Origin of the sequence: Streptomyces tanashiensis (assembly GCF_014648895.1) — a bacterium.
Lineage (GTDB): Bacteria > Actinomycetota > Actinomycetes > Streptomycetales > Streptomycetaceae > Streptomyces > Streptomyces tanashiensis.
Window position 1 is genome coordinate 1 of the sequence record NZ_BMRZ01000005.1, and the last position, 19,135, is coordinate 19,135.

Sequence of the window (19,135 nt, forward strand, 5' to 3'; positions counted from 1 at the left end):
GACAAGGCCAAGGCGCAGATCGAGGACACCTGGGCCCACGAGGGCGGCGACAACAAGCCAGAGGCCTTCGAGCCCGGCAAGGGCTTCGCCATCATGTACATCCCCAAGCTCGACGTCGTCGTCCCCATCGCCGAAGGCATCAGCAAACCCAAGGTCCTCGACAAGGGCATGGTCGGCCACTACGGCGAGGGCAAGCTCAAGACCGCCATGCCCGCCGACAAACAGGGCAACTTCGCCGTGGCCGGCCACCGCAACACCCACGGCGAACCCTTCCGGTACATCAACCAGCTCCGCCCCGGCGACCCCATCGTCGTCGAGACCAAGAGCGCCTACTACACGTACGAGATGGCCAGCATCCTGCCCCAGACCTCGCCCTCCAACGTGTCCGTGATCGACCCCGTACCGAAGCAGTCCGGCTTCAAGGCCCCCGGCCGCTACATCACGCTGACCACCTGCACACCCGAGTTCACCAGCACGTACCGCATGATCGTCTGGGGCAAGCTGGTCGACGAACGCCCGCGCAGCAAGGGAAAGCCGCAGGCGCTCGTAGGCTGAGACCCCACACCTCCGGACGGGACGACGGGACGACCTAGTGGCACGCGCGCGCAACCGGATCGCCGGGATCATCAGCCTCTTCGGCGAACTCCTCATCACTGCGGGCCTGGTACTCGGCCTCTTCGTCGTCTACTCCCTGTGGTGGACCAACGTCCTCGCCGACCGCGCCGCCGACAAGGACGGCGCCCAGGTCCGCGACCAGTGGGCCGACCAGGGACCCGGCGCCCTCGACACCAAGGACGGCATCGGCTTCCTCCACGTACCCGCCATGAAGAACGGCGAGGTCCTGGTGAAACAGGGCACCGGCAGCGACGTCCTCAACCACGGTGTCGCCGGCTACTACACCGACCCGATCAAGTCCGCGCTGCCGCGGGACAAGCAGGGCAACTTCACGCTCGCCGCGCACCGGGACGGGCACGGAGCCAAGTTCCACAACATCCACAAGCTGAAGACCGGGGACGCGATCGTCTTCGAGACCAAGGACACCTGGTTCGTCTACAAGGTCTACAAGACCCTGCCCGAGACCACGAAGTACAACGTGGACGTCCTCCAGCCCGTCCCGAAGGAATCGGGGAAGACCAAGCCCGGCCGCTACATCACGCTGACCACCTGCACCCCCATGTACACCTCGGACTACCGCTACATCGTCTGGGGCGAACTGGAACGCACGGAGAAGGTCGACCGCGACCGCACACCCCCGGCGGAGCTGCGCTGACCCCCCTTCCTTGACCCCCGTGTCCTGACCCGCGGACGCGGGAGAGCCCCGGCATCCTCACGGATGCCGGGGCTCTCCCCTTCGTGCGTGCCGCGTGCGGCCGGGCGTCAGTCGAAGAAGCCGCCACCGCCGCCGGGGTTGCCGTTGTTGTTGTCCCCGCCGCCTCCGCCGCCCATCGTCATGACGGTGATCGGCTGGTTGCTGGGAACCGTCGAACCCTCCGGCGGGTTCGTACCGAGGACCATCGCGTCCTCCTTGTCCGAACCCTGCTGGACGACCGTGAGGCCCATGCTCTGCAGCAGGTCCCGGACCTCCTTGAACTTCTTGCCGGTCAGGCCGGTCGGAAGCTGGACCTGGGTCTGCTGCGGGCCCTTGGAGACCTTCAGCGTGATCTGGACGTCCTTCGGCTGGTTCGAGGGACCCTGCGGAGTCTGGTCGACGACCGTGCCCGCGGGCTGATCGTTGTCGACCTCCTCCTTGGTCACGTTCGTGAAGCCGAGCGAGTTCAGCTGCTGGACGGCCTGGTCGTAGGTCCGGCCCTTGACGCTGGGAAGCTCGGACAGCTGCTTCTTCGCGACCGTGATCGTGACCTCGGAGTTCTGCTCCGCCTTGGTGTTGCCGTCCGGGTTCTGGCGCAGGACCGTGCCGGGGTCCTCGTCGGACTCCTCCTGCTCGACCTTGACCTTGAAGCCCTTGTCCTTGAGGCTCTGCTCGGCCCGCTCCTGGGACTGCTCGACGACGTCGGGGACCTCGATGAGCGGTGCGCCCTCGGAGATGAACACCTGGACCGTGCCGTCGGCGTCCATCTTCGCGGTGCCGTCCGCGACCGGGTCCTGGCGGCAGATCGCGTCCTTGGGCTGGTCGCAGCGCTCGGTGCCGGCCTGCTGGACCTTCACCTGGGCGTTCTTCGCGAGGCCCTGCGCCTGCTCCATCGTCTGCCCGACCAGCTGCGGGACCTTGACCTGCTGCTGCCCGTCCTTCTTGTCGAAGATCGAGACACCGATGAAGATCGCGCCGACGAGCACCAGGATGCCCGCGAGGACCAGGAGGATCGTCGAGGTGTTCGACTTCTTCTGGCCACCGCCGCGACGGCGGTCCGGACGGTCGTCGTAGCCGTAGCCGCCGTCGTCCGGGTTGACCGGCGGCAGCATCGACGTCTGGCCGCCCGGGTCGGCCTGGCGCAGCGCGGTGGTCGGCTGGTCCTCCGGCGGATAGCCGCCGTAGCCCCCGCCGTACGCGGGCGCGCCCGCCATGCCCATCCCCATGCCCATCGCGGCGGCGGCCGCGACCGGCTGACCGTCGAGGCAGGCCTCGATGTCCGCGCGCATCTCGTCGGCGGACTGGTAGCGGTAGTCGGGGTCCTTGACCAGCGCCTTCAGGACGATGGCGTCCATCTCGGGCGTGATCTCGGGATCGAAGTTGCTCGGCGGCTGCGGCTCCTCGCGGACGTGCTGGTACGCGACCGCGACCGGGGAGTCGCCGATGAACGGGGGACGGACGGTGAGCAGCTCGTAGAGCAGGCAGCCCGTGGAGTACAGGTCGGAGCGGGCGTCGACCTGCTCGCCCTTGGCCTGCTCCGGGGAGAGGTACTGGGCCGTGCCGATCACCGCGGCGGTCTGCGTCATGGTCATGCCGGCGTCGCCCATGGCGCGCGCGATGCCGAAGTCCATGACCTTGACCTGGCCGGTGCGCGTCAGCATGACGTTCGCCGGCTTGATGTCACGGTGCACGATGCCGGCGCGGTGCGAGTACTCCAGCGCCTGGAGGATGCCGACCGTCATCTCGAGGGTGCGCTCGGGCAGCAGTTTGCGCCCGGAGTGCAGCAGCTCGCGCAGGGTCGACCCGTCGACGTACTCCATCACGATGTACGGGATGGAGACCTGGTCGACGTAGTCCTCGCCGGTGTCGTAGACCGCTACGATCGCCGGATGGTTCAGCGAGGCGGCGGACTGTGCCTCACGGCGGAACCGGGCCTGGAAGGACGGGTCGCGGGCCAGGTCGGCCCGCAGCGTCTTCACGGCGACGGTGCGGCCGAGCCGGGTGTCCTGGGCGAGGTACACCTCGGCCATGCCACCACGGCCGAGCACCGGGCCCAGCTCGTACCGGCCGCCGAGGCGACGCGGCTCTTCCATAGCTAATCCAGCCCTCTCCGTCTGTCCCGACCGCACCCATGGGTGGTCCGGCGGTGTGTGCTGTTCGCGCATACGCTACCGGCCCCGGGAAGGCGTTCCGCCCGGGGCCGATAGCTGATACCTGACCGGTACCTGGCTCGTACGGGATCCGGGGGGTCAGCCCCGGGTCTTGATGACCGCCTTCATCACGGCCTTGGCGATCGGGGCGGCCAGGCCGCCACCGCTGATGTCCTCACGGTCGGTGCCCGCCGAGTCCTCGACGACGACGGCGACCGCGACCGGGGAGCCCTCGGACGTCTTCGCGTACGAGATGAACCAGGCGTACGGCCGCTTGGCGTTCTTCTCGCCGTGCTGGGCCGTACCCGTCTTGCCGCCGACCTTCACGCCGTCCATGTTCAGGTCGGCGTTGCCGCCGGTGCCGTTGGTGACGACGCTCTCCATCATCTGCTGGAGCAGCTGGGCGTTCTCCGGGGAGACCGGCCGGCTCATCTCCTCCGGCTCGTTCTGCTTGATGATGTCGACGTTCGGCGCCCGCAGCTGGTCGATCATGTACGGCTTCATCAGCTTGCCGTCGTTGGCGATCGCCGCTGTGACCATCGCCATCTGCAGCGGGGTCGTCGCGGTGTTGAACTGGCCGATCGACGAGAGCGCGTTTCCACCGCGGTCGGCGTTCTTGTCGTAGACGGAAGCCGAGGAGCGGACCGGGGTGAACTGCTCGGCGTTGAAGCCGAACTTCTCCGCCATCTCGACCATCTTGTCGCGGCCGACGTCGTCACCGAGCTTCGCGAACACCGAGTTGCAGGAGATGTCGAGGGCGCGCTTCAGGCTGGCGTTGGCGCAGCCGCTGGCGTGGTTCTTCATCTCCCGGTTGGAGAGGGGGATCTTCCAGCCCTCGGGGGTCTGGGTCGCCGCGTTGATGTCGGTGACCTTGCCGTTCTCCAGCGCCGCGGCGGCGGTGACGACCTTGAAGACGGAACCGGGCGGGTAGATCTCGCGGATCGCGCGGTTCAGCTTCGGCTTGTTCTTGTCCTTCTCCAGCGCGACCCAGGCCTTCTCGTCCTTGCCGGAGTAGCCGGCGAAGGTGGAGGGGTCGTACGAGGGCGTGGACGCCATCGCCAGGATCTTGCCGGTCTTCGGCTCGATGGCGACGACGGCGCCGGTCTTGCTGCCGAGGCCCTCGTAGGCGGCCTTCTGCGCGGCACCGCTGAGGGTGGTGATGACATCGCCGCCCTTCTTCTTCTCGCCGGTGAACATGGCGAGGGTGCGGTCGAAGAAGAGCCGGTCGTCGTTGCCGGTGAGGATGCCGTCCTCGATCTTCTCGATCTGGTTGGCGTCGTACGCCTGCGAGGCGTAGCCGGTGACCGGGGCCCACATGGGGCCGTCCAGGTAGGTGCGCTTGAACTTGTAGAACTTGTCGCCCGAGTCGACGGATCCCGTTATGGGCTTGCCGTCGACGATGATGTTGCCGCGCTCGTTCGAGTACCGCTCGATCTGGACGCGTCGGTTCTTGGGATGCGCGTTCAGCTCGTCGGCTCGGACGAGCTGGAGCCAGTTGTCCCGCAGGAGCAGGGCGAGGACCAGCAGGCCGCAGAAGATCGCGACCCGCCGCAGCGGCTTGTTCACGGACGGACCACCTGGGTCATCTCGGCGTCGGGGGACGGTGCGGGCGCGGGCGCGGGACGGCGCGCGGTGTCGCTGATCCGGATGAGGATGCCGATCAGGGCCCAGTTGGCGATCACGGAGGATCCGCCGTACGCGAGGAACGGCATCGTCATGCCGGTGAGCGGGATGAGGCCCATCACACCGCCGGCGACGACGAAGATCTGGAGCGCGAAGGCGCCCGAGAGGCCCATCGCGAGCAGCTTGCCGAAGGGGTCGCGGGCGGCGAGGGAGGTACGGATACCGCGCTCGATGATCAGCCCGTACAGCAGCAGGAAGACCATGACGCCGGTCAGGCCGAGCTCCTCGCCGACGGTGGCGAAGATGAAGTCGGAGTTGGCGGCGAACTGGATGAGGTCGGAGTTGCCCTGGCCGAGACCGGTGCCGAGGATGCCGCCCGAACCGAACGACATGAGCACCTGCGTCATCTGGTCGCAGGCGTAGGCCATGTTCGAGTTCGGGGGCGCCGTCTTGAGGCACTCGAAGGGGTCGAGCCACGCGGCCACACGGGACTGCACGTGGCTGGCGGTGGAGCCGACGACCACCGCTCCGGCCACGGCCATCAGCAGACCCATGACGATCCAGCTGGTCCGCTCGGTCGCCACGTACAGCATGATCACGAACATGCCGAAGAACAGCAGCGACGTACCGAGGTCGTTCTCGAAGACCAGGATGAGGAGGCTGACCGCCCAGATCGTGATGATCGGGCCGAGGTCACGGCCGCGGGGCAGGTAGAGCCCCATGAAGCGGCGGCTGGCCAGGGCCAGCGCGTCGCGCTTCACCATCAGGTAGCCGGAGAAGAAGACGGCCAGTACGAGCTTGGCGAACTCACCGGGCTGGATCGAGAAGCCGCCGATGCGGATCCAGATCTTGGCGCCGAAGCTGTCGGTGCCGAGGCCCGGGACGAGCGGCAGCAGCAGCAGGACGAGGGCCGCGACCATGGAGATGTACGTGTAGCGCTGGAGGACGCGGTGGTCCTTGAGCACCAGCAGCACGCCCACGAACATGGCGACGCCGATCGCCGAGTACATCATCTGGTTCGGCGCGGACTCGCTGAACGCCCCGTACTGGCGCTTCGCCAGCGCGATCAGCCGCGGCGACTGGTCCAGACGCCAGATCAGCACCAGGCCCAGGCCGTTCAGCAGGGTCGCCAGCGGCAGCAGCAGCGGGTCCGCGTACGGGGCCCACTTGCGCACCACGAGGTGGGCGACGGTCGCGAGCAGCGCCAGGCCCAGGCCGTATCCGGCCATTCCGGCCGGGACCTTGCCGTCCATGGCCAGGCCCACGTTGAGATACGCGAACACCGGGATGACGACGGCGAACGCCAGCAGCGCCAGCTCGGTGTTGCGGCGGCTCGGCGCCTCGATCGCGCCGATGGTGGTCGTGTTGGTGACAACGCTCATGGTGGTGAAAGGCCCCCTACGGGTGCTTACTGCTTGCCGCAGTTCGAGGCCAGCTTCTGCTCCTCCGCGGTGAGGGTGGGACCCGGGGACGGAGCGGCTGTGGTGGGCTTGGAGTCAGGGGTGGCGGTGCCGTCGGGCTTCTGCGTGGCCGGCGGCTTGCTCGCCTGGTCGGCGGCCTTCTCGGCGGCGGCGTGACGCTGCTCGGCCTTCTTGCAGGCCGAGGCCTGCACGGCCAGCTCGGAGATCTTCGTCTCGGCCTTGCCGAGGCTGCCGCCCGCGATCGTGTCCTCGACCTGCTTCCGCTGGTAGGCGGGCAGGTACTTGAGTTCGATCTCGGGGTGGTCCTTCTCGACCTTCGAGAGCGACACCCACGCCAGGTCCTGGCTGATGCCCTGGTACAGCGCCACGTGCTGGTCCTTGGAACCCACGAAGTACTGCGTCTGCGTCCAGCGCCAGCCGCCGTACAGCCCGCCGCCGACGAGGCCGAGGACGAGGAGCAGGAAGAAGGAGCGCTTGAGCCACTTGCGGCCCGTGCGCGGCTTGACGAAGTCGTCGTCCGTGTAGGAGTCGAAGGAGCTCTGCGGGGGCATGCCGCCGTAGCCGTGGTCGTCGCCGCTGCCGGGCGGGCCGAAGCCGCCGGCGGGCGGCTGCTGGTGCGGCGCGGGCCGGCCGAGACCCGAGGCACGACCGGCCGGGGTCTGCATCGCCCCGCCGTCGTTCAGCTGGGCCTGGTTCTCCGCGACGGCACCCACGATGACCGGGGTGTCGCTGAGGTGACCCGCGAGGGTGTCACCGCCGTCGACGTCGAGGACGTCGGCGACGATCACCGTGATGTTGTCGGGGCCGCCGCCGCGCAGCGCGAGCTGGATCAGCTCCTGCACGGTCTCCTGCGGGCCCTGGTAGCTGGCGAGGGTGTCCTCGAGGGTCTGGTGGGAGACCACGCCGGACAGGCCGTCGGAGCAGATCAGGTAGCGGTCGCCCGCCCGGACCTCACGGATCGACAGGTCGGGTTCGACGTGGTCGCCGCTGCCGAGCGCGCGCATCAGGAGCGAGCGCTGCGGGTGGGTGGTGGCCTCTTCCTCGGTGATCCGGCCCTCGTCGACGAGCCGCTGGACCCAGGTGTGGTCCTGGGTGATCTGGGTGAGGACGCCGTCGCGGAGCAGATAGGCGCGCGAGTCTCCGACGTGCACGAGCCCGAGTCGCTGGCCGGTCCACAGGAGGGCGGTGAGCGTGGTGCCCATGCCCTCCAGCTGCGGGTCCTCCTCGACCATCATCCGCAACTGGTCGTTGGCGCGCTGCACCGCCGTACCCAGCGAGGTGAGGATGTCGGAGCCGGGGACGTCGTCGTCGAGCGTGACGAGCGTGGAGATCACCTCGGAGGAGGCGACCTCACCGGCGGCCTGGCCGCCCATGCCGTCGGCGATGGCGAGGAGCCGGGGCCCGGCGTAGCCCGAGTCCTCGTTGCCCTCGCGGATCATGCCCTTGTGCGAGCCCGCGGCGAATCGCAGGGACAGAGTCATGCGCACCTGCCCTGTCGACGCTGCATCGGGGTACAGCCGGTCTCGACCCACACTGCCCACCCTCCGGTCGCTCCGGTCGCTTCAGTCGCTCCGGTCGGGAGCGCGGCACGTCCCGCGGCGGGGACCGTCCCGGCTCGCTCGCTCCGCTCGCGCCTATTCATGATGTAGCACTACTTCCGCAGCTCGATGACGGTCTTGCCGATGCGGATCGGCGCGCCCAGCGGAATCGGTGTGGCGGTGGTGAGGCGCGTCCGGTCGAGATACGTGCCGTTGGTGGACCCGAGGTCCTCGACGATCCACTGGCCGTCACGGTCCGGGTAGATCCGGGCGTGGCGGCTCGACGCGTAGTCGTCGTCCAGCACGATCGTCGAGTCGTGCGCCCGGCCCAGCGTGATCGTCTGGCCCTGCAGGGCGACGGTCGTGCCGGTGAGGGTGCCCTCGGAGACGACCAGCTTGGTCGGGGCGCCACGCCGCTGGCGGCCGCCCGTGCTCTGCTGGCCGCGCTGCTGCGGAGGCGCGGCGGCCTGGCGCGCGTTCTGCTGGGGTCGCGCCTCCTGGCGCCGCGAACCGCGCTGGGTGACCCGCGTACCGAACAGGTCGCTGCGGATGACCTGGACGGCCACGATGACGAACAGCCACAGAACGGCCAGGAAACCCAACCGCATGACCGTCAGGGTCAGCTCTGACATTGCCCCCGCTTCACCCTTCGGCTTGCCGGTAAACGATGGTGGTGCTGCCCACGACGATCCGCGAGCCGTCGCGGAGCGTAGCGCGGGTGGTGTGCTGCCCGTCCACCACGATGCCGTTGGTGGATCCCAGATCCTGGATCGTCGAGGGCGTTCCGGTCCGGATCTCGCAGTGCCGGCGGGAGACGCCGGGATCGTCGATCCTCACGTCCGCGTCGGTGCTGCGGCCGAGGACCAGGGTCGGGCGGGAGATCTGGTGGCGGGTGCCGTTGATCTCGATCCAGCGGCGCACCGGGGAGCCCGATCCGGCGTGGGTGCCGGGGCCGGGCATGGATCCGGGGCCGCCCGCCGGGCGCCCGGCGGGCGCCGTCGGCCGGTGGCCGGGCGCGCCGGGAGGCGGAGAGGCAGGCATGGGCGGGGCGCCGGCCGGGGGGTACCCGTAGCCGCCGCGGCCCTGCTGCTGTGCGTGCTGCTGCGGCCCCGCGGAGGGAGGCTGCGGCTGTGACGTACTCGACGCGAGCGTGCGGCTGCGGACCCGGTACAGGCCGGTGTCGAGATCCTCGGCCTTCTCCAGGTGGACCTTGATCGGGCCCATGAAGGTGTACCGCTGCTGCTTCGCGTAGTCCCTGACCAGGCCGGCGAGCTCGTCGCCCAGCTGGCCCGAGTAGGGGCTGAGACGCTCGTAGTCCGGCGTGCTCAGCTCCACGATGAAGTCGTTGGGGACGACGGTCCGCTCGCGGTTCCAGATCGTCGCGTTGTTGTCGCACTCGCGCTGGAGCGCGCCGGCGATCTCGACGGGCTGGACCTCGGACTTGAAGACCTTGGCGAAGGTGCCGTTGACCAGGCCTTCGAGACGCTGCTCGAAACGCTTCAGGACTCCCATGGGGCACCTCCTCCGTCGTTGTCGCCCTGGTACTGCTTACTGATCGTATCCACGCGTCGGGAAATCGGCTGGTTCCCCTTCTCTGCCCTGTGGACGAGTGTCACCTCTCACAGGCTTTCCCCACGGATCGTAGAGGCGGCCTGTGGACAGTGTCCCGCACCCGGCTGTGGGAGCGGAGGCTCGGGCCGGAGTTCGGGGGCGGTCCGTCCCCTTCCTCCCTTCTTCGTCCCTCCTCCGTTCCTCCTCCATCCCTCCTTCGTCCCTCCTTCGCCCTTCCGTCTCCCCGGTCGCAGGTCCTTGTCCCGCCCCGGTCTTTTTCCTCCTCTCCTCGCCCCTCGCTCCTCATTCCTCCCGGCACCGCGCGCTTCAGGGTCCCGGCGCGCCTCCCTCCCCTCTCCTTGTTCTCCGGGAGCGAGGGCGAAACAACGGATGTGAATCCACGGTCTGCGACGTGCTAATCTTCAGATGTCGCCAGGCGCTCCCACTGAAAAGTGAGAGGGCAGGGAGACCACCCAATGCGCGGGTGGCGGAATAGGCAGACGCGCTGGATTCAGGTTCCAGTGCCCGCAAGGGCGTGGGGGTTCAACTCCCCCCTCGCGCACCAGACGGAAGCCCCGTAGGTCATCGACCTACGGGGCTTCCGCGTTTCCCGGCGTCGGTGTGAGCCTTCCCACGTCCCCGTCGAGGATCTTCGAAGTGTGTCGGCAGGCCTCGGCGGACGCACGACTTTTGTCGTCGGACGGCGAGACGAAAGAGGGACGTCCGGGGCACCCGCCGCTGCCTAGGGTTCGAGCGTGGACGCTATGTCGAAGTCGGGGAGCTGGACCGCACGGGAGATCCGGGCCACCGCCGCCGCCTGGTGGCGCTGGTTCGCCGTGCCCGGACAGTGGTCACGGCGCAGGATCACCGGCGAGGTGGCCCTCGCCGTGGTCGTCGCACTGCTGGCCGCCGGGACCGAGGAACTCCTCGGCGGCGAGGGATGGCGGCTCGCCGCGGTCGCCGCCGGCGCGGCCGTACTGTCACTGCTGCGGCGCAGACTTCCCGCGAGCGTGCTCGTCCTGACCGCCGGCCTCACCCCCTTCGTCCCCGGACTCGGGCCCCTGCTCATCGTCGTCGGCTGGTCGTCCGGCCGGTACATCGCGACCGCCGGGCAGGCGCTGGCCGCGTTCATCGCCGCCTTCGTCCTCAACGTCGGCGGGACACTCCTGGAGACCTGGGACCGGCAGCGACTGCTCACCGTCGCCTTCATGGCGACCCTCTACTACCTGGGCACCACCCTGGCCCCCGGGCTCGCCCACCGCTACTGGACCCAGCGGCGGACCCTGCTGCACGCGCTCCAGGAGCGCAACGCCCAGCTGCTGCGCGAGCGGAACATGGTGGTCTGGCACGCCCGGCTGCGAGAACGCCAGCGGATCGCCCAGGACATGCACGACAGCCTCGGCCACCAGCTGGCGCTGATCGCCGTGCACACGGGCGCCCTGGAGGTAGACCGGGAGCTGAGCGACCGGCAGCGCGAGGTGGTCGGCGTCCTGCGGAACGCGTCGGTGACCGCCATGCACGAGCTGCGGGAGGTCGTCGGGATACTCCGCGACGGGGTCGCGGCCGACGACGGGACCGCGGCGGCGCCCGCGCCGGCCGGCGACGAGACGGGACGGGCCGCGCGCGGGACCGCCGGCATCGAGGGCCTCGTCGGAGCCGCCCGGGCCACCGGCACCTCCGTCGGGCTGAAGCGGCTGGGGGAGCCGAGACCGCTGGCGCCGGCCGCCGACCACGCCGCGTACCGGATCGTGCAGGAGGCCCTGACCAACGCCTACAAGTACGCGCCGGGCGCGCCGATCGCCGTCGAGCTGCGGTACGAGCCGGACACCTTCGTCGTGGAGGTCGTCAACGGCGACCCCGTGGACGGACCGGTGAAGGACGTCGTGAGCGGAGGGCAGGGACTCACCGGGCTCATCGAGCGGGCCCGGCTGGTGGGCGGCATGTGTCACGCGGGTCCCGCCGACGACGGCGGGTTCCGGGTCGCCGGGATGCTCCCGTACGGGGCGGCGCCCGTCGCCGAGGCCGCGCCTTTGGTCGATGCGGCGGACGACTTCCGGCAGCAGACCACGAAGCCGCTCCTCGGCGATGGTCGTCCGGTCACGGTCGGACCGGCCGACTGGACGTTCACGGAGCGGGAGCTGGCCATGGCGATGCGCGGGGGCAGAAGCAGGAGCACGGGCGGAGCGGTCGCGCTGGGCTGCGGGATCGCGTTCGCGGCGCTCGTCCTGCTGGTGGTGGCGGCGGGCTTCGGTCTCTACTTCCTGATGGGCTCGCTGAAGGACGGGATGATCGACCCCGGTCAGTACGAGGCCGTGAAGGTCGGGATGACCGAGAGGGAGGTCCGCGACCAGCTGCCCTCGGGCGACACCATCGCCACGGCCGGCCTCAAGGGCTCCGGGCCCACGAGGCCGGAAGGCTCCGAATGCCTGGTGCTGATGTCCTCGGAGCTGGGCGAGACCTACGAGGAAGAGCCCGTTTTCCGGTTCTGCTTCAAGGACGGCAAGCTGATCGAGAAGAAGTCGTACGTGGTCGAGCAGCGGTAGCGCTGAACCGCCCGTACCGGAGGCGTGGGGGAGAAGCTGTGGCAGGGCAGCCCATCAGGGTCGTGATCGCCGACGACGAGCCTCTGATCAGGGCCGGAATCCGGATGATCCTCATCTCGGACCCGGAGATCGAGGTCGTCGGGGAGGCCGCCGACGGGCGGGCGGCGGTCGAGGCCGCACGGGTGCACGCCGCCGACGTGGTGCTGCTCGACATCCAGATGCCCGTACTCGACGGCCTCTCGGCCCTGCCCGAACTGCGCCGTGCCGCGCCCGCGGCCCGGGTGATCATCCTGACGACCTTCGGGGAGCGGGAGAACGTCCTGCGGGCCCTGGAGCACGGGGGTGCCGGGTTCCTGCTCAAGGACACGGCGCCCGCCGAGCTGATCGGGGCGGTGCGGGCGGCCGCCGCGGGAGACGCCTACCTGTCGCCGGCGGCCACCCGGCACGTGGTGGAGCGCCTGGCCACCGGCCGGGAGGCGGCGCGCGCCGAGGAGGCGCGGACGCGGGTGGCCGCGCTCAGCGAGAAGGAGCGTGACGTCCTGTCACTGCTCGGGGAGGGCCTCTCCAACGCGGACGCCGGGAAGCGGCTGCACATGAGCGAGGCCACGGTGAAGACGTACGTGAGCCGGATCCTGGCCAAGCTGCACTGCGAGAACCGGGTGCAGGCGGCGCTCCTCGCGCGGGACGCGGGGCTGTAGGGGAGCTGGGGGGCGTGGCGCGCCGGCGAGGGGTGCTTCTCGGGCGAGGGGCGATTCTCGGGCGGGGTGCGGGGTGCGGGGTGCGGGGTGCGGGGTGCGGGGCCGCGGGCGGGCCCGGGGGTGGTTCAGCTCGGAGGGGGGACGGGGGCGGGGTTCGTGGCCGCGGCGTTGTAGCGCAGCAGGTACGCGGCGAAGCGCGCCAGGTCCTCGGCAGGCCAGTCCTCCAGGCGCTCCTCGAAGGCGGCGAGGCGGTTCGTCTGGGCCGCGGCGAGGACCTTGGTGCCGGCCTCGGTGGGGTGCAGGACGTGCACCCGGTGGTCGTCGGGCGCGGGGCGGCGCTCGACGAAGCCCAGCTTCTCCAGGCCGGCGACCTGACGGCTCACCGTCGACTTGTCCAGGAAGTAGTGGGCCGCGAGGTCCGTGGCGCGGCAGCCGCGCTGCTCCTCGATGTGGGCGAGGAGGGTGTACGAGACGAGCGGGAGCTCGGGGTGGACCCGGGCCGCCGCGGCACGGGCCCGGCGGGCGAAGGCCGTCAGCTCGCGCTGGATGACGTCCACGGACGCCTCGCGGGGTGGCTGTGCGCCGCCGGTCATCGTGCGCTCCCTCGGGGGTCGTTCTCAGGGCCGTATTCGGGGCCGTATTCGGGGCCGTACTCGGGGTCGTTCTCAGGGGTCGTTCTCGGGCGCTGATCGCTCACCGCGGGCTTTCGGTTGTATAGTACAACGAGTACTTAGTTGTAAAAGCCAACCATGGAGGTCTCGGTGTCCGCAGGACCGAACACCAGCGGTGCGTTGCGGCATGTCCTCGGACATCTGCTCACCCCCCTGTTGATGTGCGTCGGCATGGGGCTCGCCTACCTCGGTGCCTTCCACGCGCCCGAACCCCACGATCTGCGCGTCGACATCGTCGGCTCCGGTCCCACCACCCAGGTCCTCGCCCAGACGCTCCAGAACAAGGGCGCCGGCGCCCTCGACGTCCGTACCGTCGCCGACCGGGACACAGCCGCCTCCGCACTGCGCGAACAGCGCAGCTTCGGCGCCTACATCCCCGGCGAGAAGCCCGAACTGCTCGTCGCCTCGGGCTCCTCCGACACCAGCGCCATGGCCGTCGAGAAGGTGTTCACGAAGGTCGCCGCCGCCCAGGACGCCCCGCTCGAGGTCACCGACATCGCCCCCACGGCCTCCGGCGACCCCACCGGCCAGGGCGTCTTCTTCCTGCTCGTCGCCCTCAGCATCGGCGCGTACGCCTCGGTCGCCGTCATCGGCGGAGCCGGAGCCGTCCTGCCCATGCGCATCAGGGCCCTCCTCGCCGCCGGCATGTCACTCGTCGTCAGCCTGATCGGCACCCTCTTCGCCGGGCCGGTGTTCCACCTCGTCGACCAGGGGCTCGGCGGCGTCTGGGCGATGTCCTGGCTGTACGCGGCGGGCATCCTGGCCGTCGGCGTCGGCCTGCACACCTTCCTGCGCCGCTGGACCACGCTCGGCGTGATGGTGCTCTTCGTCATGCTCAACTTCACGAGCTCCGGTGGCATCTACCGGCCCGAACTCCAGCCCGGCTTCTTCGGCGCGCTGCACGCCTTCTGGAACGGCGCGGGCTTCGTCGAGGGTGTGCGCGGCCACGTCTACTTCGACGGCCACGGGCTCGGCAGGAACATCCTGGTCCTCACCCTCTGGCTCCTCGCCGGTGCCGTTCTCGTCGTCCTCGCCGGACTCACGGAGGCGCGGCGCCGGAAGGCCGGCGGCCAGGGCCAGGGCCAGGGGCAGGCGCCGGGCGGGGCCGGCGCGGTGGCGGCTGGTGCTGGTGCTGGTGCTGGTGTCGGACGCGGGGCCGAGGCCGAGGGCGAGATGGAGGAGGAGATGGAGGAGGAGATGGAGGAGGCCGTCGCGGTCTGAGGCCCGGGGCGAGGGCCGGGTCGGGAGGTTGTCCACAGGCTCGGGGAGGCGTTGTCCACAGGGGGAGACGGTCGATCGGGAACGGCGGTACGGTCAGGGCCGGATGATGTTGGACAACGCATCGGGGGAGGGCGTCCCATGGACGAGATCCGGGCCGTCGTGCCAGGACAGCGCGGTACGGACGGAGCACAGGGCGGGGCACGCGTCCCGCACGTGCCGGGGTTCGCGCGCCGCGCCGCCCCAGGCGTCGGCGTCTCCCCCAAGGACCGGGGCAAGCAGCTGCGCGAGCGGGTGCCCCGCTCCTCGCACGACCTGCCCGCCCTCGCCTCCGACCGCCCGGACGCCGTGCGCGCCGTCGAGGAATCGAGCCGCGGCCGCGTCCCCGAGCTCGCGCCGATACGGGTCGGCAGGATGGCGGCGAGCCCCTTCGCCTTCCTCCGCGGCTCCGCCGGGCTGATGGCCCAGGACCTCGTCGGCACACCCGTCACCGGGATCGCCGCCCAGATATGCGGCGACGCCCACGCCGCCAACTTCGGCCTCTACGGTGACGCCCGCGGCCGGCTCGTCATGGACCTCAACGACTTCGACGAGACCGTCGTCGGCCCCTGGGAATGGGACCTCAAGCGGCTCGCCACCTCCCTCGTCCTCGCCGGACGCGAGGTCGGGGCGGACGAGGACGTGTGCCGGGCCGCCGCGTTCGACACCGTCGGCGCGTACCGGCGGACCATGCGCCTCCTCGCCCGGCTGCCCGCACTCGACGCCTGGAACGCGATCGCCGACGAGGAACTCGTCTCGCACACCGACGCCCGCGACCTCCTCGGCACCCTGGAGCGGGTCTCCGCCAAGGCCCGCAACAACACCAGCGCCCGGTTCGCCGCCCGGTCGACCGAGGCCGTCACGGACGCCGAGGGCGGCGGCCGCAGGTTCGTCGACGCTCCCCCGGTGCTGCGCAGGGTCCCGGACGCCGAGGCGGCCGAGGTGGCCGACTCCCTCGGCGCGTACCTGGAGACCGTGTCCGAGGACAGACTGCCGCTCCTCGCCCGGTATGCCGTCCACGACGTGGCCTTCCGGGTGGTCGGCACCGGCAGCGTCGGCACCCGCTCCTACGTGGTCCTGCTCCTCGACCACCGGGGCGAGCCGCTGGTGCTGCAGGTGAAGGAGGCCCGGCCGTCGGCCCTGCTGCCCCATCTGCCGGCCGCCGGGTTCACCGTGCCGGACGCCGGCCACGAGGGGCGGCGCGTGGTGCTCGGGCAGAAGCGGATGCAGGTGGTCAGCGACATCCTGCTGGGCTGGACCACGGTCGAGGGGCGCCCGTTCCAGGTGCGGCAGTTCCGCAACCGCAAGGGCAGCGTCGACCCCGCCGCCCTCACCCCGGACCAGCTCGACGACTACGGGCGGATGACCGGCGCCCTGCTCGCCCGCGCGCACGCGCACAGCGCCGACCCGCGCCTGATATCCGGCTACTGCGGCAAGAACGAGGAGCTCGACGAGGCCGTCGCGGCCTTCGCCGTCACGTACGCGGACCGCACCACGGCCGACCACGCCGACCTGCTCTCGGCCGTTCGCACGGGTCGGATAGCGGCGGAACTGGGCGTCTGAGGTCTGCCGCGGGCGGGGCGGGGCGGGGGGAGACGAGAAAAGGGGGGAGGGGAGGGAGGGGGAGGGAGGGGGGAGGCCCCCTGGAGGACCGTAGGCTGGGTGGGACGAGGCGGAACGAGGACTTGGGCGGCGTGGACGTGAGCGTGGACCAGGGTGTGAACGAGGGACCCGGGGACGAGCGGCCCGAGGCCGGTTCGGCCGGGGACCAGCAGGCTTCGGCGGGCGAGGCCGTGGGGTCGCGGGCCGGGGACCAGCAGGTTTCGACTGCCGAGGCCGCGGGGTCGCAGGTCGGGGACCAGCAGGCTTCCGGTGCGGAGGCCGCGGGGGCGCAGGCCGGGGACCAGCAGGCTTCCGGTGCGGAGGCCGCGGGGGCGCAGGCCGGGGACGCGCAGGCTTCGAGTGCGGAGGCAGCGGGGTCGCAGGTCGGGGATGAGCGGCCTGAGGCTCGGTTGGAGCGGGCTGTGCGGGTGGCCGAGCAGGCACTGATCGAGTTCGAGATCGCCGTCGAGACCTTCCGGGTCGAGGTGGAGAACTTCTCGCGGCTGCACCACCAGAAGCTCGGGCCGATGTACGCGCGGCTCGACGAGCTGGACGCGCGGATCGCCGAGGCGCGGGCGGCGCGTACCGGGGACCCCGAGGATCTGCGGCGGGCGCAGGAGGCGCGGGCCGCGGTGCTGCCGATGCCCGGCGTGGACGAGCTGTTCCACGACTGGATCGACACCGACGGGCTCTCCCCCGAGGCCGCCGCGATGCTCACCGACCGGCCGGTGCAGTCCCCGAAGCGGGTCCGGCCCGGTGAGGAGGCCCGCAGGCTCTACCGGGAGCTGGCCCGCAAGGCCCACCCCGATCTGGCGCGTGAGGAGGACGAGCGGAAGCGGCGCGAGGAGTTCATCACGCGGGTGAACGCCGCCTACGCCCGGGGCGACGAGGCGCTGCTGCGTGAGCTGTCCGCGGAGTGGGAGGCCGGTCCCGCGCCGGCGGAGGAGCGGCTCAGCGAGAGCGAGGAGCTGTACGCGCGCCTGGAGTGGCTGGCCGAGCGCAAGGACATGCTGTCGGCGGTGGCGCGTGAGCTGGAGGAGAGCGCGATCGGCGCGATGCTGCGGATGGCGCCCGATGATCCGGACCGGCTTCTGGAGGAGATCGCCGAGCAGCTGCTGGCGCAGGTCTCCGAGCGGGAGAGCGAGCTCGCGGGGCTGGTGCAGTAGGTTTTCCGTGCGCCCGAGCCCTTCGGGCGGTTCTGACGAGAGAAGGCTTGTCCCATGAATTTCTCCCCGCTGCCCTCGGTGGACGCGGCTTCCGTGCCGGCCGATGCCCTGGTGCTGGACGTCAGGGAGGACGACGAGTGGACGGCCGGTCATGTCGAGGGTGCGCTGCACGTGCCGATGAGTGACTTCGTGGCCCGCTTCGGTGAGGTGACGGAGGCCGTGGCCGAGCGCGGTCGCGCCTTTGTGATGTGCCGGGTGGGTGGCCGGTCGGCGCAGGTCACGCAGTATCTGGTGCAGCAGGGCTTCGACGCGGTGAACGTGGACGGCGGGATGCTGGCCTGGGACGGTGCCGGGCGGCCGATGGTGGCGGAGAGCGGCAGCCCGGCGTTCGTCCTCTGACGGTGTTCTGAGGCGTCAGCCGAGGGGGTGGGTGGCCAGCAGGTCGCCGAGGGCCTCCTCGTGGGCCGCGGCGGGGCCGAGCGACAGTTCGAGGTGCTTGGCCCAGGCGTGGTAGCGGTGCAGCGGGTAGTCGGTGTCGGCGCCGAAGCCGCCGTGCAGGTGCTGGGCGGTCTGGACGACGCGGCGGACGCCTTCGGAGGCCCAGATCTTCGCGACGGCGATGTCTCCCGCTGCGGGGAGCGCGCCGGCGGTGTCGCCGGTGAGGCGCCAGGCGGCCTGCCAGAGGGTGGCCTCCATGGCGCGCAGGTCGATGTAGCGGTCGGCGGTCTGGACGGCGACGGCCTGGAAGGTGGCCACGGGGTGGCCGAACTGTTCGCGTTTTCCGGTGTATTGGCTCGTCATGGTGAGGACGGTCTCGCCGAGGCCGAGGGCGAGTGCGCAGGTTCCGGTGGTGAGCAGGTCGCGCAGCCGTTCCCAGGCGCCGTCGGTGGTGATGACGTCTGTCTCGTCGAGGCGTAGGGCTTCGAGGTGCAGTTCGGCGAGGAGTTCGCCGCTGGTGGAGTACTGGGCGGTGAGGTCGAGGCCCTGGTGGTCGCGGGGCACCAGGGCGAGGACGGTGCCGCCTTCGGGGGTGTGGGCGGGTACGGCGATGATGTCGGCGCTGTGGGCCCAGGGGACGGCGGTCTGGAGGCCGTCGAGGATCCAGGTCGTTCCGTCGTGGTGTGCGGTGACGGCGCGGTCGGCGGGTTCGTGGCCGGTGCGTCCGTGGGAGGCGGCGGTGAGGACGAGTTCGCCGCGGGTGACGCGGGGGAGGAGTCCGGCGGCCGTGTCGGGGTGGGCGTACCGCTCGACGGTCATGGCGACGGCGCTGGTCTCCAGGAGCGGGACGCGGGCGAGGACGCGGGCGGATTCGCGCAGGAGGAGGCAGAGGGCGACGGGGTCGAGTCCGGCGCCGCCGTGTTCGGGGGCCAGGGTGAGGCCGAGGAGGTCGGCGGTGGCGAGGCGGGTCCAGAGGGGCCGGTCGAGGTCGTCGGCCACGGCGCCCGGGGTGAGGGCGGGGCTGGGGACCGCGTCGGGGGTGACGTCCGAGAAGACCGCCTTGGCGGCTTCCACGGCCGCCTGCTGTTCTTCGGTGAAGGTGAAGTCCACTGTGCTGCCTTCCCGTTGCCGACCGTGTCTTCCTGACGGGTCGTCAAGATAGAACAGG

General features: G+C 70.7%; 16 protein-coding genes and 1 tRNA gene. 9 read left to right on the forward strand and 8 right to left on the reverse strand.

Features of this window, described 5'->3' with window-relative positions; genetic code table 11:
* Together IE237_RS17825 and IE237_RS17830 are read left to right on the forward strand one after the other, a co-directional pair.
* Positions 1 to 555, forward strand: a 555-nt coding sequence (locus IE237_RS17825; RefSeq protein ID WP_189802998.1) for a class E sortase, incomplete at its 5' end; no start/stop codon positions are given.
* 37 nt (positions 556 to 592) lie between these two features.
* Positions 593 to 1,270: a class E sortase gene (locus IE237_RS17830; protein ID WP_189802999.1), complete on the forward strand. Its 678-nt coding sequence runs from the start codon at positions 593 to 595 to the stop codon at positions 1,268 to 1,270.
* 107 nt (positions 1,271 to 1,377) lie between these two features.
* On the opposite strand, the gene pknB is transcribed toward IE237_RS17830, so the two are convergent.
* The 6 genes from pknB to IE237_RS17860 form a co-directional block, all read right to left on the reverse strand.
* The gene (gene pknB, locus IE237_RS17835; protein WP_189803000.1) at positions 1,378 to 3,402 is read right to left on the reverse strand and encodes a Stk1 family PASTA domain-containing Ser/Thr kinase; all 2,025 of its coding nucleotides are present in this window, start codon (positions 3,400 to 3,402) and stop codon (positions 1,378 to 1,380) included.
* Positions 3,403 to 3,558: 156 nt separating this feature from the next.
* Positions 3,559 to 5,025 (reverse strand): peptidoglycan D,D-transpeptidase FtsI family protein, encoded by a 1,467-nt coding sequence (locus IE237_RS17840; RefSeq protein ID WP_189803001.1) that lies wholly within the window; start codon positions 5,023 to 5,025, stop codon positions 3,559 to 3,561.
* Positions 5,022 to 6,464 carry an FtsW/RodA/SpoVE family cell cycle protein gene (locus tag IE237_RS17845; protein ID WP_189803002.1) on the reverse strand — a complete coding sequence of 481 codons (1,443 nt, stop codon included), beginning with the start codon at positions 6,462 to 6,464 and terminating at the stop codon, positions 5,022 to 5,024. Before IE237_RS17845 ends, IE237_RS17840 begins: the two co-directional genes overlap by 4 nt.
* A gap of 26 nt (positions 6,465 to 6,490) precedes the next feature.
* Positions 6,491 to 7,984 carry a Stp1/IreP family PP2C-type Ser/Thr phosphatase gene (locus tag IE237_RS17850; RefSeq protein WP_189803003.1) on the reverse strand — a complete coding sequence of 498 codons (1,494 nt, stop codon included), beginning with the start codon at positions 7,982 to 7,984 and terminating at the stop codon, positions 6,491 to 6,493.
* A gap of 170 nt (positions 7,985 to 8,154) precedes the next feature.
* Positions 8,155 to 8,673 (reverse strand): FHA domain-containing protein FhaB/FipA, encoded by a 519-nt coding sequence (locus IE237_RS17855; RefSeq protein WP_189803004.1) that lies wholly within the window; start codon positions 8,671 to 8,673, stop codon positions 8,155 to 8,157.
* A gap of 10 nt (positions 8,674 to 8,683) precedes the next feature.
* A complete protein-coding gene (locus IE237_RS17860) occupies positions 8,684 to 9,553 on the reverse strand; it encodes an FHA domain-containing protein (RefSeq protein ID WP_189803005.1) in 870 nt (289 codons plus the stop codon).
* A 517-nt stretch (positions 9,554 to 10,070) separates the two neighbouring features.
* Here IE237_RS17860 and IE237_RS17865 point away from each other — a divergent pair.
* The 3 genes from IE237_RS17865 (at position 10,071) to IE237_RS17875 (ending at position 12,833) form a co-directional block, all read left to right on the forward strand.
* Positions 10,071 to 10,157: transfer RNA gene (locus IE237_RS17865), tRNA-Leu, on the forward strand.
* A gap of 199 nt (positions 10,158 to 10,356) precedes the next feature.
* Positions 10,357 to 12,135, forward strand: a complete 1,779-nt coding sequence (locus IE237_RS17870; RefSeq protein ID WP_189803336.1) for a sensor histidine kinase — start codon at positions 10,357 to 10,359, stop codon at positions 12,133 to 12,135.
* A 38-nt stretch (positions 12,136 to 12,173) separates the two neighbouring features.
* The gene (locus IE237_RS17875) at positions 12,174 to 12,833 is read left to right on the forward strand and encodes a response regulator transcription factor (protein WP_189803376.1); all 660 of its coding nucleotides are present in this window, start codon (positions 12,174 to 12,176) and stop codon (positions 12,831 to 12,833) included.
* Positions 12,834 to 12,958: 125 nt separating this feature from the next.
* Here IE237_RS17875 and IE237_RS17880 read toward each other — a convergent pair whose 3' ends face one another.
* On the reverse strand, positions 12,959 to 13,426 hold the full coding sequence (locus IE237_RS17880) for a MarR family winged helix-turn-helix transcriptional regulator (protein WP_189803006.1): 468 nt from the start codon (positions 13,424 to 13,426) through the stop codon (positions 12,959 to 12,961).
* Positions 13,427 to 13,582: 156 nt separating this feature from the next.
* Here IE237_RS17880 and IE237_RS17885 point away from each other — a divergent pair, with 156 nt between their 5' ends.
* The 4 genes from IE237_RS17885 (at position 13,583) to IE237_RS17900 (ending at position 17,928) form a co-directional block, all read left to right on the forward strand.
* Positions 13,583 to 14,725 carry an ABC-2 transporter permease gene (locus IE237_RS17885; RefSeq protein WP_370468199.1) on the forward strand — a complete coding sequence of 381 codons (1,143 nt, stop codon included), beginning with the start codon at positions 13,583 to 13,585 and terminating at the stop codon, positions 14,723 to 14,725.
* Between the two features lie 138 nt (positions 14,726 to 14,863).
* Positions 14,864 to 16,324 (forward strand): DUF2252 domain-containing protein, encoded by a 1,461-nt coding sequence (locus tag IE237_RS17890; RefSeq protein ID WP_189803008.1) that lies wholly within the window; start codon positions 14,864 to 14,866, stop codon positions 16,322 to 16,324.
* A 449-nt stretch (positions 16,325 to 16,773) separates the two neighbouring features.
* Entirely contained in the window at positions 16,774 to 17,529 is a 756-nt protein-coding gene (locus tag IE237_RS17895; RefSeq protein WP_189803337.1) for a hypothetical protein, read from the forward strand.
* Between the two features lie 54 nt (positions 17,530 to 17,583).
* Positions 17,584 to 17,928, forward strand: a complete 345-nt coding sequence (locus IE237_RS17900) for a rhodanese-like domain-containing protein (protein ID WP_189803009.1) — start codon at positions 17,584 to 17,586, stop codon at positions 17,926 to 17,928.
* A gap of 15 nt (positions 17,929 to 17,943) precedes the next feature.
* Here the strand turns inward: IE237_RS17900 and IE237_RS17905 are convergent, their stop codons facing one another.
* The gene (locus IE237_RS17905; RefSeq protein ID WP_189803010.1) at positions 17,944 to 19,077 is read right to left on the reverse strand and encodes an acyl-CoA dehydrogenase family protein; all 1,134 of its coding nucleotides are present in this window, start codon (positions 19,075 to 19,077) and stop codon (positions 17,944 to 17,946) included.
* Positions 19,078 to 19,135: the final 58 nt, after the last annotated feature.